Here is a 20,022-nt window from a genome sequence, read left to right on the forward strand (position 1 = left end):
GCGTTGTGTTCCTACCAGTTCGACGGACCGATCTTCTTGGTCGCCTTCGCCCGGAGGCCCGCCGGCCCGACCGAACTCTCGAAGACGGTCTGGCGTTCGGTGTCCAGCGCGCCGCCGAAAGAGCCGACGCGCATGGTTCGATACGTGTCGTGACCCTGGTCGTTCGAGTAGAAGAAGACCGAGCCGTGGAGCAGTCCGTGGATGTCGGGATCGCTTCGCACGTCGGCGGCCCGGCGTTCGTAGACCACGTAGGCGATCCCGTCCCAGCCGACGACCGCTTCGCGCAACCCCAGCAGGAAGCCGAGCACGGCGCTGCGATCGAGCCCGAAGTTCGTCGCCAGGAGGAGGTCCGAGAGCCCGTCGATCACGAGGAGCGCGTCGTCGCCGTTGTCGGCGACGTACTCGCTGATCTCGTCGAGCAAGGCGGACACGTCGTCGGCGTCGTCGGTCTCCGTCGAGCGCTCGTCCGGCAGCGTCACGTCGTCGAGCAGCCCGGCGACGCCGCTGTCGTCGTCTTCGGTCGGCGCGGGCACGTCGTCGCGGCGCTGGTCGTACAGCGCAGCGGGCACGTCGACGGCCGAGAGGAACTGCTGGGAGAAGTCGGCGACGGTGAGGTGGTCGGTCAGGACCTCGAACTGCTCGGAGTCGAGGACGGCGTCGAGTTCGCTGTAGATGTGGTCTCGGTCGTGAGTCAGCGAGACGTAGCTGACGCGCTCGGGGATCGCCTCGCGCGCGTCGCCCAGCCGTCGCGGGTACAGCGCCGGCTCGTGTTTCGCGAGCATGAGGGAGGCGAGGCTCGTGTACAGGAAGGCGTGGCTGCCGGCGTCGGGCGCGCCCGCGAGCAACACTGCGCTGCCCGTCGGGATGCCTCTGACGGCACCGTCCAGTCCCGGAATGCCGAACGGGACGTACTCGACTCCCGCACTGACGCTCTTGGCCTCGGGCGGCGAGAGTTCGTCCATACGACCACTCCACCGCGCCGGCTGAAAACAGTATCCCCGAAACGCGGTCCGAAAGCCGACTCGGGTCGCTACGACTCGCGGACCGACTCAAGCAGGAGTTGCTGCTCGACGCGCTTGACCTCCTGTTGCACGTCGCGGACGGCGTCGACGTTGGCGCTGATCGAGGTGACGCCCTCGTTGACGAGGTAGCGGACCATCTCGGGCTTGGAGCCGGCCTGCCCGCAGATGCTCGTCGCCACGTCGTGCTCGCGGCAGGTCTCGATCGTGCGGCCGATCAGTTCGAGCACCGCCGGGTGCAGCTCGTCGAAGCGTCCCGCGACGGCCTCGTTGTTCCGGTCGACCGCGAGCGTGTACTGTGTGAGGTCGTTCGTCCCGAACGAGGCAAAGTCGATTCCGGTCTCGCACAGTTGCTCGATGCCCAGCGCGCTGGCCGGCGTCTCGACCATCACGCCCCACGTTCGCTTGTCGGGGTCGATGCCGGCTGATTCGAGCAGCTGGCGGGCCTGCAACACGTCTTCGGCGTCGTTGACCAGCGGGAGCATGATCTCGACGTTGTCGTAGCCCAGATCGTACAGGCGAGCGATCGCGTCCAGCTCCAGCCGGAACGTCTCCGGCCGGTCGAGGCTCCGGCGGATTCCTCGATAGCCAAGCATCGGGTTGTGCTCGGCGGGCTCGTTCTCGCCGCCGTCGAGCTGGCGGAACTCGTCGGTCGGCGCGTCCAGCGTGCGGACCCGGACCGGACGCGGGTAGAACGCCTCGGCGACGGTCCGGACGCCGTCGACGATCTCGTCGACGTAGGCCCGTTCGCCGTGGTCCTCGACGTAGCGTTCGGGCGTCTTGCTCGTCGAGAGGATCATGTGCTCGATCCGCAACAGGCCGACGCCGTCGGCACCGGTCGCGGCCGCCCGCTCAGCGGCCGCGGGGATCGAGACGTTGACCTTGATCTCGGTGCCCGTCATCGGCTTGGGAGCGGGACCGGTGTCGGTGCCGTCGGCGACGGACGCCGGCTCGGGCTCGTCGGCGGCAGCGGTCGCGCCGGGCTCGACGATCCCCTTGTCGCCGTCGATCGTCACGTCCTGACCGTCCTGTAGCCGGTCGGTCCCGGCGTCGGTGCCGACCACCGCCGGGACGCCAAGCTCGCGCGAGACGATCGCGGCGTGGCTGGTCATCCCGCCCTGGTCCGTGACGATCCCGGCGGCCCGCTCCATCGCCGGCACCATGTCCGGCGTCGTCATCTCCGTGACGATGATGTCGCCCGGTTCGACTTTGTCCAGCTGGTCGAGCTTGGAGACCAGCCGGACCGAGCCGGCGACCTGGCCCGGACTCGCCCCCAGCCCGGAGACGAGGACGCCGTCCTGCTGGCCCGTCATCGCGCCGCCGTCGGCGACCCCGGCGTCGATCCCGTCGGCGGCACCGTCCTCGTCGATCGTCGTGATCGGTCGAGACTGGAGGAGATACAGCGTGTCGTCGGCGATCGCCCACTCGACGTCCTGGGGCGTCCCGTAGTGGTCTTCGACCCGCTCGCCCATCTCGACGAGCTGATCGAGCGTCTCGGTCCCCAGGACGCGCTGCTCGCGCTTGTCGTCCGGGACCGCTCGTTCGACGGTGTCGTCGCCGTCCCGGACGTGCATCACCTTCTTCTCGGCGACGGTCACTTCCTCGACCCGGCCGCTCTCGCGGTCGACGACGTAGTTGTCCGGCGAGACCGCCCCGGAGACGACCGCCTCGCCCAGTCCCCACGCGGCCTCGACGATGGCTCGCTCGGCTCCCGTCGAGGGGTGGCTCGTGAACAGCACGCCGCTCTCGTCGGCGTCGACCATCGCCTGGACGACGACCGCGATGTCGACCGCGTCGTGAGAGAAGCCCTGTTCCTGGCGATAGTAGATCGCTCGCTGGGTGAACAGCGACGCCCAGCACTCCCGGACCCGGTCGAGCAGATCGGCCCGGCCGACGTTGAGAAACGTCTCCTGCTGGCCGGCGAAGGAGGCGTCCGGGAGGTCCTCCGCCGTCGCCGAGGAGCGGACCGCGACCACGTCGTGGTCGAGATCGTCGAACGCCGCCAGCAGCTCGTCCCGGACCGAATCGGGGACGGCGGTCTCCAGAATCAGCTCCTGTGCGTGCTCGGCCGCGGCCGCCAGTGCCTGGGAGTCTTCGGTGTCTACGTCGACGGTCTCGGACAGCGCCGCCTCGATACCGGTGTCCTGTACGAACGAGCGATACGTGTCGGCCGTAACGACGAACGCGGGCGGAACCGGGAGGCCAGCGCCCGCGAGTTCACCGAGAGATGCCGCCTTGCCGCCGACGCTGTCTACGTCGTCGGCCGTGATGTCGTCGAGCCAGCGTAGTGCCATGTGCGCGTTCGTACCATCATGAACGACCATTATGGTATTGCCGGTTCCGGCACGTTTCAGCGGGAGTCACTCGGATCCGAAAGAAGGATTGATACTGCCGGCTGTAACTGTTGCAAGAGATTCGCGACCACGGGGTCGCGAAATGCTTCACAAACGTACAGCCGGCAGTATGAGAGATCACTGCGACGGAACGGCGTCGTTGCTCATCGGTGAGCGTTGGGACGGGGCGCTCACCGGTACATCGCGACAACCGTCCGTACGAGGCCGCTGCTCGGTCGACCGCGCTCTAGGCTTCGATGATGTCGTCGTCCTCGCTGTCGGGGACGGTTAGCTCTCCGTCGAGTGTCGTCACCGCCTGCCCGCCGACACGCACGTCGTGGCCGTCGGTCACGACGCGGACGCGGCCGGGGCGGTCGAGGAAGTGGCCCTGTTCGACGACGATCTCCTCGCGCTCGCCGTCCAGCGCGTTGTGCCGGCGCAGATAGGCACACGCCGCCCCGGCGGCGGTGCCCGTGACGGGGTCCTCCGGAACGCCGGCCAGCGGGACGAACGCCCGCGCGTGGATCGTCGCGTCGCCGTCCAGCGTGTCGAAGGTGAAGGCGTACAGCCCCTCGGCACCGACCGATTCACAGAGCGACTCGATCGCCGTCATGTCCGGCTGGGCGTCCCGCAGGTGTTCGAAGTAGTTCACCGGCACGACGAGGAAGGGGAGGCCACTCGAAGCGACCGAGAGCGGGAAGTCCGCACCCACGTCCCGCAGCGTCGCCACGTCGATTCCCAGAGCGTCGGCCACGTCCTCGTCGGCCACGTCGACGGGTCTCACCGTGGCGGTCGCCTGTTCCATCCAGACGGTGCCGTCGTCGTCGATCTCGATCTCGAACGTGCCCGCGGCCGTCGCCAGCGTGTGGGTCCCGGCGTCGAGCCGGTCGTCCTCGTAGAGGAGCGCGTGGGCGGCGACGGTCGCGTGCCCACAGAGATCGACCTCGCACTCGGGCGTGAAGTAACGCAGCCGCCGATCCGCCTCGTCGTCCGGGAGCACGAACGCCGTCTCGCTGGCACCCAGCTCCGAAGCGATCTTGCCGAACTGCTCGTCGTCCAGTCCCTCCGCGTCCGGCACGACGCCCGCCGGATTGCCCGCCATCGGCTCGTCGGTGAAGGCGTCGACGAGCAGCGCCTGTCGCGTGTCCATGCCCGCTCAGACTCGCCGCCGGCAGTAAGGCTTGGTGGTCGACGGGCCCGCCAGCCCGACACCGTCAGCGACGAGACCGACAGCGTTGTGTCCCTGCTGGACAGACTCCCGACCGTGTCGCTGCTCTCGATTTTCGCGACGGCGATCCTGCCGGTCGTCGCCGTCGCCGGTGCTGGCTACCTGCTGGGTCGGTTTCGGGACGTGGATCCGGGCGCGCTCAACACGGTCACCGTCTACGTGCTCGCGCCGGCACTCGTCGTCTACAGCTTCGCGACCACTCCCTTCCCCGCCGCGACGCTCCTGCGCGTCGTCGTCGCCGTCACCGCCTTCTCGGCGGCGATGATCGCCGTCGCCGAGTCCGTCGGCCGACTCCAGGGACAGACCGAGCCGCTGCTTGGCGCGTTCGTTCTCGTCGTCGCCTTCCCCAACGTCGGCAACTTCGGCATCCCGCTCTCGGAGTTCGCATTCGGCCCGACCGGTCGCAGCACCGCGATTCTCGTCACGGCGCTGCAGGGCGTCCTGCTGTACACCGTCGGCGTCTACATCGCCGCTCGTGGCGACGACGGGAACCCGCTGAGCAGCATGAAACGCGTCTTCTCGATCCCGCTGGTCTACGCCGTCGTCGGGACGCTGGCGGCCCGGTGGCTCGGGGTCGTGCCGCCCGAGTCCAGCGCCGCGATGCAGACCATCGAGATGCTGGGCAACGCCTCGATCCCGGTCATGCTGCTCATCCTCGGGATCCGCCTGTCGAACGTCAGCGTCGACGAGACCGTGCGGCGGGTCGGCGTCGCCAGCGTGGCGAAACTCGCCGTCGCGCCCCTCGTCGGCGTCGGGATCGCACTCGCGGTCGGCTTTCGCGATCCCGTCGTCGCGCGGACGTTCGTCCTGCTCACTGCCGCGCCGACGGCGGTGACTCCCGTCATCCTCGTCGGCGCGTTCAGCGGCGAGAACGACGGCCTGTCGGCCGGTCAGTTCGTCAGCACGTCCGTGCTCGTGACGACGCTTGGCAGCGTCGCGACGGTCACGCTGCTGGTGGCCGTCCTCCAGTCCGGGGCGATCGTCTGACCGAGATCGAGCGTCGTCGATCTGGTGGCCGCGAACTATCGACGGAAAAACGACGGCAGTAGTGACGAGTGGACGGAGTCGCCACTGGAGCGGGCGTCGACGGCCCGCCGCTGGATCAGTGCCGGCCGTCGTCGCGGACGTAGGTGAGCGCGTCGAGGAACTGCTCGGTGTCGATGCGATCCTCGCGCTCTCGGAGGCGTTCGCGGAGCTTCGTCGGCGTCATGTGTGTTAATATCTTACACAATACAGGTATTTAACACTTCTTACGCCACCAGCACCGCTGCCAGTTCACACCCGCGAGCCGCGGTGCTGGCCAGAATCAGTCGATCAGCGGCGTCGACACGCCGGGTCCCGCTAGTCGGCCAGTGCCTCTTCGGAGCCGGTCACGGCGTTGGGGTCCTGAATCCAGAGGTCCCCGAACAGTTCGTCTTGCTGGAGACGGACCTGCCCGCGGTGAGAGAGAAAGAGCAGCCCCAGGAACGTCTCGACCCGAGAGCCGCCGATCTGGTGGACCTCCCGAAACAGGACCTCCTCGCGGCCGGCGTCGTACTGCTCGCGCACCGCCTCGTACACCTCGTCGACGATCGCGTCGATGTCCTCGCCGTGGGTGTTTGCCGTCACCTCGTCGGCGGTCGGCTCGTCGTCCATCCGCACGTCCTCGGCCCCGCGGTAGTCCAGTTCCTGGGTCCCGCGGCGGAACCCCGACGGCGAGTCGCTCGTGTCGTAGCTGCGTGATTCCTTCCACCAGGAATCGCGCTCGGCCTCCCGGAGGTCTCGCACCAGTTCGTCCAGCGTCTGGGGCATCCCCCGTGCCCGACGGCGCTCCAGTCGCCGATCCATCTCCTGTTCCAGCGAGGCGAAGGGGTCCGGCTCGTCGATGGGATCGTCCCCGGCCATCGCCGCCTCCCAGGGCTCGGCCGGCGGTGCTTCCTCGTCCTCGTCGTTCAGCATCGCGTCGCTCTTCATGCGAATCAGCACCGACGCGTAGAACAGCGCCCGCCCGGAGGTCCGCAAGTCTGCTTCGTCGATCACTTCGAGGAACTTGTCGGTCACCCGCACCACGTCGATGTCCCACGGGTCGATCTCCCCCGCGTCGGCGAGCTGGACCAGCACCTCGACGGGCTCGACTTCTTCCTCGTCGTCTTCGTCGTCGCCCTCGCCGGCTTCGACCGTCTCCGACTCGCCGTCCGGGTCGTCGCCTGCCGCTCCGAAGGGGTCGTCCGGATCGGCCTCGCTCGGCGGTGTCCGATCGTCGTGCCCGGCGATGTTCAGCGGGATGTCGTCGCCGTCGTCGCTCTGCTCACGGGTCGCTTTTTTCGAGTCCCCCTCGTCCCGCTGGTCCTCGGAACTCCCGCTCTGCTCACGGGTCGCTTCGCTCCCCGTTCGCGTATTCGAGTCCCCCTCGTCCCGCTGGTCCTCGGGCGACTCGCTAGTCATCGGCGGGCACCTCCCCGATCTTCCCGGTGAGGTCGATCCCGGTCACCGCGCTCACGTTGTCGTCTTGCATCGTCACGCCGATAGCTCGCTCGGAGCGGTCGAGCAGCGCCGAGCGGTGGGAGACGACGACGAACTGGGCGTCACCGGCGAGTTCGTCGACCATCTCGCCGACCAGTTCGGCGTTGGCGGCGTCGAGGAAGGCGTCGACCTCGTCCAGCGCGTAGAACGGCGCGGGGTTGTGCCGCTGGATCGCGAAGATGAAGGCCAGCGCAGTCAGGGACTTCTCGCCCCCGGACATGGCGTTGAGCCGCTGGATCGGCTTGTCGCCGGGCTGGGCCTTCATCGTCAGGCCACCCTCGAAGGGGTCGGCCTCGTCTTCGAGGTGGAGGTGCCCCGTCCCGTTCGAGAGCCGTTCGAAGATGTCCTCGAACTGCTCGTTGATCTCGTCGAACGCGTCCATGAACGTCGCCTTCTTGCGCTGCTCGTAGGTCTCGATCCGGTCGCGGATGCCGTCGGCTTCCTCGACGAGCGTCTCTTTCTTGTCTTCCAGCTCGTCCAGTTCCGCCTCGACGGCGTCGTACTCGTCGATCGCGCGCATGTTGACCGGCTCCAGTTCCTCCATCCGGGATTCGAGCCGCCCGATCTGGGATTCGACGACGTGGTGGTCCGGAATCTCGTCCGGGTCGTAGTCGCCGACCTCGGCTTCGAGTTCGTCGATCTCCCAGTCGAGGCGCTCGCGCTCCTCGGTGGCGTCGTCGAGGTCGCGTTCGAGTTCGGTGACCTTCGACTGCTGTTCGTCGCGCCGCTCTTTGGCGTCCTGTAGCTCCTCGCGGAGCTCCTCGCGCTCGCTTTTGAGGTCCGCCAGCTCGGCCTCCAGCTCCGCGACCTCGTCTTCTTTGGCGGCTTTCTGGGAGCGTTTCTCTTCGATCTCGGCTTCGAGTTCGGCGATCCGTTCCTCGGCCTCGGCCTTGCGGTTCTGTGCGGCTTCGATGTCCTCGTGGAGCTCCTCGATGTTGTCTTCGGCGTACTGTTTCTCCAGCTGGAGCTCGTTGAGGTCGGCGTCGAGGTCGCTCTCTCGGCTCTCCAGTTCGTCGATCGCCTGTTTGATCTGGTCGGCCTCGTCGGTGAGCGCCGGCAGCTGGGAGTCGGCGACCTCCGCCTCTAGCTCCTCGATGTCCGCCTCGACGATGGCGATGGCCTCGTTCTGGCGGGCGATTTTCCCCTCCAGTACGTCCATCTCGTCGGAGACATCCTCACGTTCGGCCTCGATCTCCGCCAGTTCCGCCTCCAGGCGCTCGACGCGCTCGTGGGCATCCTCGATGGCCGCCCGCTTGCGCTCGATCTCGGATTCGATCTCGCGGACCTGATCGTTCGCGTCGGTCTGTCGGTCGCGGGCGTCGTCGAGGCGCTCTTCCACGTCGCGAAGCTCCTCGCGGCGCTCCTGGCGTTCGTCTTCCAGCTCGTTGATCTTCGCCGCGACGCGTTCGAGCTGGCCCTGTCCGCCGGAGAAGGAGTACCGTGTCCCCGACGAGGACCCACCGGTCATCGCGCCGGAGGTCTCGACGAGGTCGCCTTCGAGCGTGACCATCCGGAACTCGCCCATGAACTCGCGGGCGGTGTCCATGTCCGCGACGACGACGGTGTCGCCCAGCACGTAGGAGAAGATGCCCGCGTACTCGGGATCGAAGTCGACGAGGTTGTACGCGAAGTCGACGACGCCGCCGTGCTGGGGGAGGCTGGGCAGCGACCGCTGGTGCATCTCCGTGATCGGCAGGAAGGTCGCCCGGCCGGCGTTGCGGGACTTCAGGTACTCGATGCCCCGCTGTCCGACCGTGTCGTCGTCGACGACGACGTGTGCGAGCCGGCCACCGGCGGCGGTCTCGCAGGCGGTCGCGTAGTCGGGATCGACGCCGCCCAGCTGGCCGACGGTGCCGTGGACGCCGTCCATGCCGGCGTTCAGGATCGTCGTCACCGCGCGGCCGTAGGAGGAGTCACCGTCCTGCCCGGCCTTCGCTTCGAGGTTCGCGTACTCCTGCTGGAGCCCGCTGATCTCGTCTTCCAGCTCGTCGACGTCGCTCTGGAGTTCGCGTTTCTCAGCCGTGAGATCCTCGACGACCTCGGTGATCGTCGCCGAGTTCTTCTGGGCTTTCTCCAGTTCCGTCTCCAGGTCCTCGATCTCGGCTTCGAGGTCGGGGACTTCGGCCTCCGCGTCCTCGATCGCGTCGCGTTTCTCTCGTTGCTGGTTCGACCGGCGGCGCGCTTCGTCGAGCAGGCGATCCTGCTCGCGCTGGTAGTCGTTCTTCGTCGACTTGGCCGCTTCCAGCGCGGTCCGTTTGGCCTCTAGCTCCGACTTGACCTCTTCGAACTCCTCGCCGACCGCGTCGATCTTCGCCTGTACGTCTGCGAGTTCGGCCTCGCGCTCGTTGATCTCGGCTTTGACGTTCGACTTCTCGACTTTCGTCTGTCGGATCTCGCCCTCCAGCTCGTCGATGGTCTCTTGCTTGCGGTCGATCTGGACGAACGCCTGCCGGCGCTCGTTTTCGGCGTCTTCGACCTTCTCTTCGGCGGTCGCGGCTCTGTCTTCGAGCCGCGAGATGTCGCCTTTGATCTCCTCAATCTCGCGTTTGATCGCCAGCTGTTCGTCCTCGCCCTTGCGCTCGATCTCGGTGTTGAGCGACTGGAGCTCGTCTTCGAGGCGGACGACCTTGCCCTGGCGTTCGTCGAGTTCGCGCTGGAGGTCCGCGAGTTCGTCTTCCAGCGCCTCGATCTCGTCGCTGATCTCCGCGCACTCCTCGCGCTTGTCTTCGAGTTCTGCGGCCTTGCGATACCCCTCGTACTCCGCTTTCTCCTCGCGGAGTTCCTGGTACTGCAGGGCCGTCTCGCGTTCGTCGGCCAGCTGGTCGAGGCGCTCTCGTTTCTCTTCGATGCGGAGTTCGGCCTCGTCGATTCGCTCCTGGACGACCTCCAGTTCCTCGAAGGCGTCGGCTTTCTGCTCGTCGAACTGAGCGACGCCAGCGATCTCGTCGATGATCTCCCGGCGCGAGCCGGCCGTCATGTTGATGATCTCGGTCACGTCGCCCTGCATGACGACGTTGTACCCCTCCGGCGCGACGCCGGCCTGGGCCAGCAGGTCCTGGATGTCGCCGAGGTTGACCGAGCGGCCGTTGATGTAGTAGTACGAGTAGTAGTTGTCTTCGGTCTCTTTGACGCGGCGCTTGATCGAGATCTCGTCGACGTCGCCCACGTCCTCGGTGCCGGCCGCGTTGATCACCTGCGAGCGGTCGAGCGTCCGGTCCTCGTTCGCGAGGATGACCTCGACGCTGGCCTCGCGCTCCCCGCTGCCGTCGGTCTCCTCGTCGGCGTGGCCGGGGTTGTAGATCAGATCCGTCAGTTTCTCGGCGCGGATGCCGGAGGTGCGGGCCAGTCCGAGTGCGAACAGAATCGAGTCGATGATGTTGGACTTGCCCGAGCCGTTGGGGCCGGTAACGACGGTAAAGTCCTCGTAGAACGGGATCCGTGTCTTCCGGCCGAAACTCTTGAAGTTGTCAAGGACGAGCTCTTTGATGTGCATGGGGTCGCTCGTGGCCCAGCCTTACGCGACGATGATGTCGGAGTCAGACTCGGCCTCGCTTTCCTCTCGGTTGTGTTCGTCCTTACCGTCCGCTTGCTTAGTACTGTCGGCTACGATCGTCTCACTCGTCGCTTCGGTGTCAGGTTCCGGCGCGGCGTCGTCTGTCTGGTCGTCGGCGTCGGTCGCCTTCGGCGCGAGGCCGATGTCCTCGTCGACCGCGCTCTCCAGTTCCCGCAGTCGAACCTTGCACTCGACGAGTTCGTCGGTGAGTCCTTCGACGGAGGCTTCCAGTTCTTTGACGCGCGCTTCGAGTTCCTCGACACGGTTGCCGCACATACCCAGGACCTGCCGGTCTGTCCACTTATACCTACGTCAGACATTGACAACGAGCGTGACAGGTCGCCGATCAGTCGGGCCGCCGCGGAATCTCGACAGAGAGCGTCATGACTCCGGAGAGGTCGATCTCGTCGCCGGGACCGATCCGGGTTCGCTCGCCCGGCCGGAGTCGCTCGCCGTTGCACCGGGTCAATCCGTCACCGCCGACGATCAGCGTGAAGCCGTGCTCGTCCCGGTGGAACCGGAGCTGGCCGTCGTCGATCCACTTCGCGTGCTCGGCCTCGTCGGCCCCGCGCAGCATCGCCCGGAGCTTCTCGTCGACGGTGTCCCCGTCGCCGACGACGACGCGCTGCTTCCCGTAGCCCAGCGCGAGTCGGTCCGGTACGGTGGTACTCTGGCGGCGCGGTGTCTGCGAGGGCGTCTCAGACGACTGCTGGGTGTCGTCGCTCTGCGCTAATTTGCTCCCGGTCGAGGGGCTGGCGTCGCCGTCTGCGCGCTCGTCGGTGTCGTCGCTCGATCCGGCCCGGTGGTGAGCGCTTTCCTCGTCGTCGCCCGCTGTCGAACCGGAGACGGCGTCGCTGACGCGCCAGTCGGGCTGTGGGACCAGCGCGCTCGCTCGCCCTCGAAGCGCGGCTCCGTCGAGCCACCACGGCACGTCCGCGTCGGCGAGCACGTAGCGACGGAGACCGACGGCGATCAACAGCACGAGCGCCTGGGGGATGAACGTGAAATAATCCAGCAGCGCGGTCGAGTCGCCCCCGGGCTGGGCCGCCAGCGCCGGATCGACGCCGCCCGCGACGCCGGTCGCCGCGGCCGCCAGCGCGACGACCGACAGCCCGATTCTGGTCCGGCGGTGACGTGGGCGGCCGGCAGCCGACTTCGGAGCCGAGCGCCGGCCACGGCGCTGGCTGTCCGCCCGCGGCCCGTCGTCCCGAGACGTGCTGTCCATGGTTCCCTGGTGTATCGCGGCGGCGCTTGCCACCCGGAGTGGTCGCCGACGAACGGCCACTTCCCTCCCGGTCGGGAATCGACATAGCGTTTGGGGCCGTCAGTGATGGGACCGTCTCGGAGGTCGTTAGCCTTTAGCCGCGCGCCACCGAACCGCGGGTAATGACTGCGCAAGCTGCCGAATCGCGCGAGCTCGCGACCGTCATCGGGCTCGAGGTGCACGTCCAGCTCGAGACCGAGACGAAGATCTTCTGTGGCTGTTCGACCGACGGCGGCGAGGAGCCAAACACCAACACCTGCCCCGTCTGTCTCGGGCTCCCCGGCGCGCTCCCGGTGCTCAACGAGGCGGCCGTCGAATCTGCGGTCAAGATCGGCAAGGCCATCGACGCTTCGATCCCCGAAGAGACGACGTTCCACCGGAAGAACTACTACTATCCCGACCTGCCGAAGAACTTCCAGATCACCCAGTACGACTCGCCGATCTGTCAGGACGGCGAGCTGGAGTTCTCCCACGAGGGCGACAGTCGCACCGTCGGCATCCGCCGGGCCCACCTCGAAGAGGACCCCGGATCGATCAAGCACGTCCGCGAGGGCACCGGCCCGCTGGACTCGCGGACGACCGGGATCGACCGTGCGGACTACACCCTGATCGACTACAACCGCGCGGGCACGCCGCTCATGGAGATCGTCACTCGACCGGACTTCCGCGATCCCGGCGAGGTGCGGGCCTTCCTCGAAAAGCTGGAGGAGGTCCTCGAATACCTGGGCGTGTTCGACGCCACCCGCGACGGCAGCCTGCGCATCGACGCGAACCTCTCGCTGGTCGACGCCGAGGAGGTGAACGACGACGGGAGCATCGACGACGACGTGCTGGACGACGCCAACCGCACCGAGGTCAAGAACATCTCCAGTCACAAGGGCGCGGAGACGGCGCTGGCCTTCGAGGCCTCGCGCCAGAAGAAGCTCGTCCAGTCGGGCCGCGAGGTCGCCCAGGAGACCCGCCACTTCAACGAGACCCACGGCAACACCGTCGGGATGCGCTCGAAGGAAGAGGAGAAAGACTACCGCTACTTCCGCGAGGCCGATCTCCCGCCGCTCCGGGTCAGCCACTGGAAAGAGGAGATCGACATTCCGGAACTGCCCGACGCCCGCCGGGACCGCTTCGTCTCGGAGTACGACCTCAGCGAAGAGGCCGCCTCGAAGCTCACCTCGACGAAACAGGTCGCCGACTTCTTCGAGGCCGTCGCCGATCGCTTCGACGCCGATCTGGCGGCGACGTGGGTCGCAGACGAGCTGCTTGGCGAACTGAACTACCGCGACATGGCGATCACGGACGTCGACGACCGCTTCGAGGAGATCGAACGCCTCGTCGAACTCGTCGCCGACGACGAGATCACGGCCAAGAACGCCAAGGAGACCGTCCTCCGGACGATGCTCGACGAGGGCGACGCCCCAGACGAGATCGTCGACCGCGAGGGGCTGGGCAAGACCAGCGGCGACGAGGTCCAGCAGGCCGTCGCGGCCGCCATCGAAGAGAACCCCGAGGCCGTCGACGACTACGAGGACGGCGACGACGGCGCGATCAACTTCCTCGTCGGCCAGGTCATGGGCAAGACCGGCGGCAGTGCCGATCCGGGCGACGTGAACCAGCTGCTGCGGGAGGAACTGGCAGAATGACGGCCGCGAGCTGCGAGGCGCGCCGAAGGCGGGCCTCGAATGCGAACGGCCGCTTTTTCGCCCACGTTTTTGCGCGAGTGGTCGCGAGCCGTGCGAGCGACCCGAAGCGGAAAAAGGTGGTCGTGAACCAGCTGTTGCGGGAAGAGCTGGAAGCGTAGTTTGCTCGTCCCCGACAGTGTCCCCGATGTCGGATCGAGGACACCAGAACGACTGTGTCGCCAGAGAAACTAAGAGGCAGCCCCACAGGAACACAACAACCACTATGCAACAGTATCTCGATCTCGTCGATGCGACGCTCTCCGGAGGCACCTACAAACCCAACCGAACGGGCGTCGACACCATCGCGTCGTTCAGCCAGCACTACGAAGTCGATCTCGCCGAGGGGTTCCCCCTCCTGACGACCAAGGACCTCTCGGGCTTTCGGTGGAACTCGCTGATCCACGAGCTGCTGTGGTACCTCTCGGGCGAGGAGCACATCCGAGAGCTACGAGAGGAGACCGGGATCTGGGACGCCTGGGCCGACGAGGAGGGCCACCTCGACACCGCCTACGGTCGGTTCTGGCGGCGCTACCCGGTTCCGGACGACGACGCGCAGCTCCCCGGCGAGAGCTGGCCCGACGACGCCCACCGCTGGGTCAACGACGACGGGACGTTCGACCAGCTCGCGTACGTGATGGACCAGCTCGAAGCGAATCCCCACTCTCGCCGGCTCGTCGTCAACGCCTGGCACCCGGCGAACGCGACGGTCTCGACGCTGCCGCCCTGTCACTACACGTTCGTGTTCAACGTCCAGGGCGGTCGCCTGAACGTCCACCTGACCCAGCGGTCGGGCGACATCGCGCTGGGAGTCCCCTTCAACGTCGCCGCGTACTCGCTGCTGGCCCAGGCCGTCGCCCAGCGGACCGACTTCGAACTGGGCTCGTTCGCCCACACCATCGTCGACGCCCACGTCTACTGTGGCAGCGGTGCCCGCGGCGAGTGGTACGGCGAGCACCTCGACCAGCTGCAAGCGCGCCTGGCCAACGTCGAGGCCGACGAGGAGTACCGCGCGGTCCGGGAGTGGCTCGAATCGACCGCACCGGCCGAGGACGACGGACAGGAGGGGTACGACCACGTGCCCGGCCTGCTCGAACAGTGCGCTCGCGAGCCCCGTGCGCGCCCGACCATGGAGATCGCCGACGAGCCACTGGACGACCTGACCTACGACGACTTCGAACTGCGCGACTACGATCCCGCGCCGGGGATCTCCTTCTCGGTGGCCGAGTGATGACGGGCGAGAGAGCCGACATCGAGATCGTGCTCGTGGCCGCCGTCGCCGAGAACGGCGTCATCGGGAACGACGGCGAGTTGCCCTGGCACTACCCCGCCGACCTGAAACACTTCAAGGAGACGACGATGGGCCACCCGGTCGTGATGGGGCGACGGACCTTCGAGGGGATCGTCGCCGACCTCGGCGAGCCACTGCCCGGCCGGACGAACGTCGTCCTGACGAGCCAGCGGCGTTCGTTCCCGGAGGGGGCCGTCGGAGCGGGATCGATCACGGCGGCGATCGACGCGGCCCGCGAGACCGGCAGCGACGTGGCCTACGTCGTCGGCGGCGCGACCGTCTACGAGCAGTTCCGCGAGCGGGCGGACCGACTCGTCCTCACGGAGGTCCACGAGACGTACGACGGGGACACGTACTTCCCGGCGATCGAGTGGGACCGCTGGACCGAGACGAGCCGCGACGACCGGGACTCCCTCTCGTTCGTCGAGTACGCCCGCGAGGAGTAGCGAGCGTTCACTCGCGCGTCGCGCGGTCGCCGCCGACCGGCGCGTCGTCGTCGACGGTCGACTCGCTCGCGGCGGGATCGCGCCGGAGGAGCCAGGCGAACAGGCCGGCAGCGAGCAGTTCGACGCTCTTGATGACGCCCTCGATCGGCGTCGTGACGTAGTGATCGTAGATCGTGTAGAGGACGCCGCCGTGGGTGTGGCCGCCGGTCTCGGGTGCCGGCAAGCCGGTGAGGAAGGCACCGTGGCCGGTCTGGTGCCAGGCGACCCAGGCGAGGAAGGAAAGCACCATCAGCCCGGCCCCGGCGAGATAGCCCCGGCGGACGGTGAGGTACTCGCGAGTCACGAGGTAGGGGCCGGCCAGCAACACGAGCGCGAAGGCGACGAAGAGAAACGGGCGCGGATCGGGGATCAGACCACGGCTCGCGAGCGAGCCGAGTCCCTGGAGGTAGACGAGCATTCGCGGGAACCCCCACCAGAGGTGGTAAGCGGCAGTGACGAACACGAGCCCGGCGGCGACGGCGCGGGCGATCCTGACCGAGCGGTCCATAGTCGACGTTGCCACTCGCCCGAAATGAGTCCGTCGAAGCGAGCCACCGACCGAGACCGAAGCCTACACCACGCCCCCCGCTGAATCGGGAACCAATGAGTGAGATGACAGTCTACGAGGATCGGCTCGCCCGCCAGATGGACCGCGGAGAGTTCGTCCTCGCAGTCGTCACGGCGACGAAGCCAGACTTCTACAAGCAGGCACCGGTCGTCGACGCCGCCCGCGAGCGGGGCCTGCCCTGTTTCGTCCTCCACACCGGCCAGCACTACGACGACGTGCTCGGTCACGGGCTCGCGGAGTACGACCTCGAAGACCGGATCGCGGTCGATCTGGGCATCCGCGGCGGGCTCTCGGAGAAGACCGCACAGGTCCACGAGCGCATCAGCGAGCTGGCCGACCGACTCGAACAGTGGGAGGACACGACCGTGCTGCCGCTGGTCCACGGCGACACCCACGCCGCCGGCATCGTCCCCCAGGCCTGGCAGTTCGCCACCAACCAGGCGGTCGCCCACAACGAGGCCGGGCTGCGCGGCATGTCGCCGGACTTCGACTTCGAGGCCGACCCCGCCGAAGCCGTCGAGGCCCAGTGGGAGGGCGAGTGGTCGCTCAACCGCGCCGAACCCTTCCCCGAGCAGTACGACACGTTCGTCGGTTCGGCGGCCTCACACTACCACTTCGCACCGGTCGAGCTGAACCGCGAGCACCTCGAAAACGAGGGCTACCCCGCCGAGGTCGACGGCCGCGATCGGATCCCCGTCGTCGGCAACTCCGTCGTCGACGCCATCGCACAGAAGACCGACGCCGACCTCGAAGAGAGCATCTTCGACATCTACCCCGTCCTGGAAGAGCGCGACGACTGGATCCGGGTGGACATCCACCGTCGGGCGAACCTCCTGCCCGAGCGGTTCAGCGCCATCGTCGAGGCCGTGATCGGCCTCGTCGAAGCCGGCTACAACGTCAACTTCCTCGAACTCACCGCGACCAGGAAGGCTCTCGAAGCGTACGGCTACCGCGAGCGCCTGCTGGACCTCGAAGCGGAACGCGAGAACTTCCTCTTTACCGGGCTCTGGAAGAAGCACGCCCACGTCTACGAGTTCCTCCAGTCGGGCCAGTGTCTGGCCGAGCTGACCGACTCCGGGAGCATGCAAGAAGAGCTCAACGTCATCGACGAGACGATCTGTCTCACCGCGCGCTTCAACACGGACCGGCCCGAGACGGTCTTCGACGCGGAGACGAACCTCCTCGTCCCGCCGGTCTCTGGCGAGTCCATGACCGAGATGGTCGAGTACGTCGTCGAGACCGACGCCGTGCGCGAGCGGATCCAGTCCGGCGAGACCATCTACGGCGAGAACCCCGCCGAGCAGATCGTCGACTTCCTCGACGACCGACGCGACGACGTGCCCTTCGACTGGGCTCACGACCGTGTGGGCTTCGAGACCGGAGACGCCGACTTCGAGTATCTGTAGCACCGGCCTGCGAGCAGCGAGGCCGGTCCGCGGATCGGCTCCGTTCGGGGGCAGACTCGCGTCCGGGCGCGCGCTCGACGCACAGGGACGCCCACGGGCCCGCAACCGTACGCACACACGCGCTATCCCCCGATTCTGGCGAAAGCCTTTAGAACACAGTCGGCCGTACCCGGAGATATGATCGAACGGTCTGGTGATGGCGCGTGGAACTGATCATCACCGAAAAGGAGAACGCCGCCCGCCGCATCGCAGAGATCCTCAGCGACGGCGCTGCGACCGCCGAGCGGGAGAACGGCGTCAACGTCTACCGCTGGGGGACCAAACGCTGCATGGGGCTGTCGGGCCACGTCGTCGGCGTGGACTTCCCGCCGGAGTACGCCGACTGGCGCGACGTCGAGCCGGCGGAGCTGGTCGAGGCGGACGTGGTCAAGTCCGCGACCCAGGAGAACATCGTCGCGACCCTGCGCAAGCTGGCCCGCCGGGCCGACGAGGCGACGATCGCGACGGACTACGACCGCGAGGGGGAGCTGATCGGCAAGGAGGCGTACGAACTGATCCGCGAGGAGACCGACGTGCCCGTCGATCGCGTGCGGTTCTCCTCGATCACCGACCGCGAGGTCCGGGAGGCCTTCGCCAACCCCGACGAGATCGACTTCGACCTCGCCGCCGCCGGTGAGGCCCGACAGGTGATCGACCTCGTGTGGGGCGCGGCGCTGACCCGATTCCTCTCGCTGTCGGCCCGACAGCTCGGCGACGACTTCATCTCGGTGGGCCGCGTCCAGTCCCCGACCCTGAAGCTGATCGTCGACCGCGAGCGCGAGATCCAGGCGTTCGATCCGGAAGACTACTGGGAGATCTTCGGCGATCTGCAGGGCGACGACGCCGCCTTCGAGGCCCAGTACTTCTACGACGACGACGGCAGCGAGGCCGAGCGCGTCTGGGACGAGGCGACCGCCGACTCCGTCTACGAGGATCTGGCCGCACTCGACGCCGCGACGGTCACGTCCGTCCGTAAGCGGACCCGCACCGACGCGCCCCCGGAGCCGTTCAACACCACCGCCTTCATCTCCGCCGCGGGGTCGCTCGGCTACTCGGCCCAGCGGGCGATGAGCCTCGCCGAGGAGCTGTACACCGCCGGCTACATGACCTACCCCCGGACGGACAACACCGTCTACCCCGAGGACCTGGAGCCGGACGAATTGCTGGACGAGTTCGTCGGCAGTCGGGCCTTCGGCGAGGACGCCGAGTCGCTGCTCGAACAGGACGAGATCGCCCCCACCGAGGGCGACGAGGAGACGACCGACCACCCGCCGATCCACCCGACCGGAGAACTCCCCCCGCGGGGCGAGCTGGACGACGACGAGTGGGAGATCTACGAGCTCGTCGTCCGGCGCTTCTTCGCGACGGTCGCCGAGCCCGCGAAGTGGGCCCACCTCCGTGTCGTCGCCGAGGCCGCCGGCCACTCGCTGAAGGCCAACGGCAAGCGCCTGCTCGAACCCGGATACCACGCCGTCTATCCCTACTCCTCTGCCAGCGAGAACGTCGTCCCGGCTGTCTCCGAGGGCGATTCCCTCTCCATGAGCGACGTGACCCTCGAAGCCAAACAGACCCAGCCACCGCGTCGCTACGGGCAGTCCCGCCTCATCAAGAAGATGGAGGAGTTCGGGCTGGGCACGAAGAGCACCCGCCACAACACCATCGAGAAGCTCTACGACCGCGGGTACATCGAGGGCGACCCGCCGCGGCCGACGACCCTGGCCGAGGCCGTCGTCGAGGCCGCCGAGGAGTTCGCCGACCGCATCGTCAGCGAGGAGATGACCGCCCAGATGGAGGCCGACATGTCCGCGATCGCAAGCGGCGAGGCCACGCTGGACGCGGTCACCACAGAGTCCCGCGAGATGCTCGAACGCGTCTTCGAGGAGCTGGCCGACTCCCGCGAGGAGGTCGGCGACTACCTCCAGGAGTCGCTGAAAGCCGACAAGACGCTCGGTCCCTGTCCGGAGTGTGGCGAGGACCTGCTCGTGCGCCGCTCGCGGCAGGGGTCGTACTTCGTCGGCTGTGACGGCTTCCCCGAGTGTCGCTTCACCCTCCCGCTGCCGTCGACCGGCGAGCCCCAGGTCCTCGACGAGCGCTGCGACGACCACGGTCTCAACCACGTGAAGATGCTTGCGGGTCGCGACACCTTCGTCCACGGCTGTCCCCGCTGCGAGGCCGAGAAGGCCGACGAGACCGACGACGAAGTGATCGGGGCCTGTCCCGAGTGTGGGGCGGACCACGACGGGGAACTGGCGATCAAGCGCCTGCGCTCTGGCTCGCGACTCGTGGGCTGTACGCGCTATCCCGACTGCGAGTACTCGCTGCCGCTGCCGCGCAACGGCGACATCGTGGTCGGCGAGGACCGCTGCGAGGAACACGATCTGCCCGAGATCTCGATCGTCGACGACGAGGACGACGACGATCCCTGGGAACTGGGCTGTCCGATCTGCAACTACGCCGAGTACCAGGCCCGCAACGCGATCGACGACCTCGAAGATCTGAACGGCATCGGCGGCGCGACCGCCGAGAAGCTCGCGGCCGTCGGCATCGACGAGCCCGCCGACCTCCGGTCGGTCGAACCCGACGAGATCGCCGCCAACGTCCAGGGCGTGTCGGCCAGCCAGATCGAGGACTGGCAGGCCGAACTGGCGGACTGATCTGTTA

The 20,022-nt window shown here is 67.5% G+C and carries 14 protein-coding genes; 6 read left to right on the forward strand and 8 right to left on the reverse strand.

All coding sequences use genetic code 11. The features are described 5' to 3' along the window. Window positions 1–11: 11 nt before the first annotated feature. From IL252_RS03065 to IL252_RS03075, 3 genes are all read right to left on the reverse strand, one after another. Window positions 12–962, reverse strand: a complete 951-nt coding sequence (locus tag IL252_RS03065; protein WP_208626611.1) for a chemotaxis protein CheY — start codon at window positions 960–962, stop codon at window positions 12–14. A gap of 68 nt (window positions 963–1,030) precedes the next feature. Then, window positions 1,031–3,313: a phosphoenolpyruvate synthase gene (ppsA, locus tag IL252_RS03070; RefSeq protein WP_208626612.1), complete on the reverse strand. Its 2,283-nt coding sequence runs from the start codon at window positions 3,311–3,313 to the stop codon at window positions 1,031–1,033. A 286-nt stretch (window positions 3,314–3,599) separates the two neighbouring features. Continuing rightward, window positions 3,600–4,502: a PhzF family phenazine biosynthesis protein gene (locus IL252_RS03075; protein ID WP_208626613.1), complete on the reverse strand. Its 903-nt coding sequence runs from the start codon at window positions 4,500–4,502 to the stop codon at window positions 3,600–3,602. 114 nt (window positions 4,503–4,616) lie between these two features. On the opposite strand from IL252_RS03075, the gene IL252_RS03080 reads away from it, so the two are divergent. Further along, window positions 4,617–5,567 (forward strand): AEC family transporter, encoded by a 951-nt coding sequence (locus IL252_RS03080; RefSeq protein ID WP_170095003.1) that lies wholly within the window; start codon window positions 4,617–4,619, stop codon window positions 5,565–5,567. 354 nt (window positions 5,568–5,921) lie between these two features. Here IL252_RS03080 and IL252_RS03085 read toward each other — a convergent pair whose 3' ends face one another. From IL252_RS03085 to IL252_RS03100, 4 genes are all read right to left on the reverse strand, one after another. Further along, a complete protein-coding gene (locus IL252_RS03085) occupies window positions 5,922–7,004 on the reverse strand; it encodes a ScpA family protein (protein ID WP_208626614.1) in 1,083 nt (360 codons plus the stop codon). After that, entirely contained in the window at window positions 6,997–10,575 is a 3,579-nt protein-coding gene (gene smc, locus IL252_RS03090; protein ID WP_208626615.1) for a chromosome segregation protein SMC, read from the reverse strand. Before smc ends, IL252_RS03085 begins: the two co-directional genes overlap by 8 nt. A gap of 21 nt (window positions 10,576–10,596) precedes the next feature. Then, window positions 10,597–10,911, reverse strand: a complete 315-nt coding sequence (locus IL252_RS03095) for a bZIP transcription factor (protein WP_208626616.1) — start codon at window positions 10,909–10,911, stop codon at window positions 10,597–10,599. A gap of 70 nt (window positions 10,912–10,981) precedes the next feature. Next, on the reverse strand, window positions 10,982–11,860 hold the full coding sequence (locus tag IL252_RS03100; RefSeq protein ID WP_208626617.1) for a hypothetical protein: 879 nt from the start codon (window positions 11,858–11,860) through the stop codon (window positions 10,982–10,984). A gap of 161 nt (window positions 11,861–12,021) precedes the next feature. On the opposite strand from IL252_RS03100, the gene gatB reads away from it, so the two are divergent. The 3 genes from gatB to IL252_RS03115 all read left to right on the forward strand — a co-directional run bounded on the left by gatB (window position 12,022) and on the right by IL252_RS03115 (window position 15,309). After that, on the forward strand, window positions 12,022–13,536 hold the full coding sequence (gene gatB, locus IL252_RS03105; RefSeq protein ID WP_153554071.1) for an Asp-tRNA(Asn)/Glu-tRNA(Gln) amidotransferase subunit GatB: 1,515 nt from the start codon (window positions 12,022–12,024) through the stop codon (window positions 13,534–13,536). Between the two features lie 262 nt (window positions 13,537–13,798). Further along, window positions 13,799–14,803 (forward strand): thymidylate synthase, encoded by a 1,005-nt coding sequence (gene thyA / locus IL252_RS03110; protein WP_208626618.1) that lies wholly within the window; start codon window positions 13,799–13,801, stop codon window positions 14,801–14,803. After that, entirely contained in the window at window positions 14,803–15,309 is a 507-nt protein-coding gene (locus IL252_RS03115) for a dihydrofolate reductase (protein ID WP_208626620.1), read from the forward strand. Before thyA ends, IL252_RS03115 begins: the two co-directional genes overlap by 1 nt. 7 nt (window positions 15,310–15,316) lie before the next feature. Here the strand turns inward: IL252_RS03115 and IL252_RS03120 are convergent, their stop codons facing one another. Beyond that, window positions 15,317–15,856 (reverse strand): hypothetical protein, encoded by a 540-nt coding sequence (locus IL252_RS03120; RefSeq protein ID WP_208626622.1) that lies wholly within the window; start codon window positions 15,854–15,856, stop codon window positions 15,317–15,319. A gap of 95 nt (window positions 15,857–15,951) precedes the next feature. Between IL252_RS03120 and IL252_RS03125 the strand changes: the two genes are divergently transcribed. Together IL252_RS03125 and IL252_RS03130 are read left to right on the forward strand one after the other, a co-directional pair. Further along, on the forward strand, window positions 15,952–17,322 hold the full coding sequence (locus tag IL252_RS03125; protein ID WP_208626624.1) for a UDP-N-acetyl glucosamine 2-epimerase: 1,371 nt from the start codon (window positions 15,952–15,954) through the stop codon (window positions 17,320–17,322). Window positions 17,323–17,525: 203 nt separating this feature from the next. Then, window positions 17,526–20,015, forward strand: coding sequence for a DNA topoisomerase I (locus tag IL252_RS03130; protein WP_208626626.1), 2,490 nt, complete (start codon window positions 17,526–17,528; stop codon window positions 20,013–20,015). Window positions 20,016–20,022 lie beyond the last annotated feature (7 nt).

This window comes from Halomicrobium sp. IBSBa (genome assembly GCF_017612575.1).
GTDB lineage: Archaea > Halobacteriota > Halobacteria > Halobacteriales > Haloarculaceae > Halomicrobium.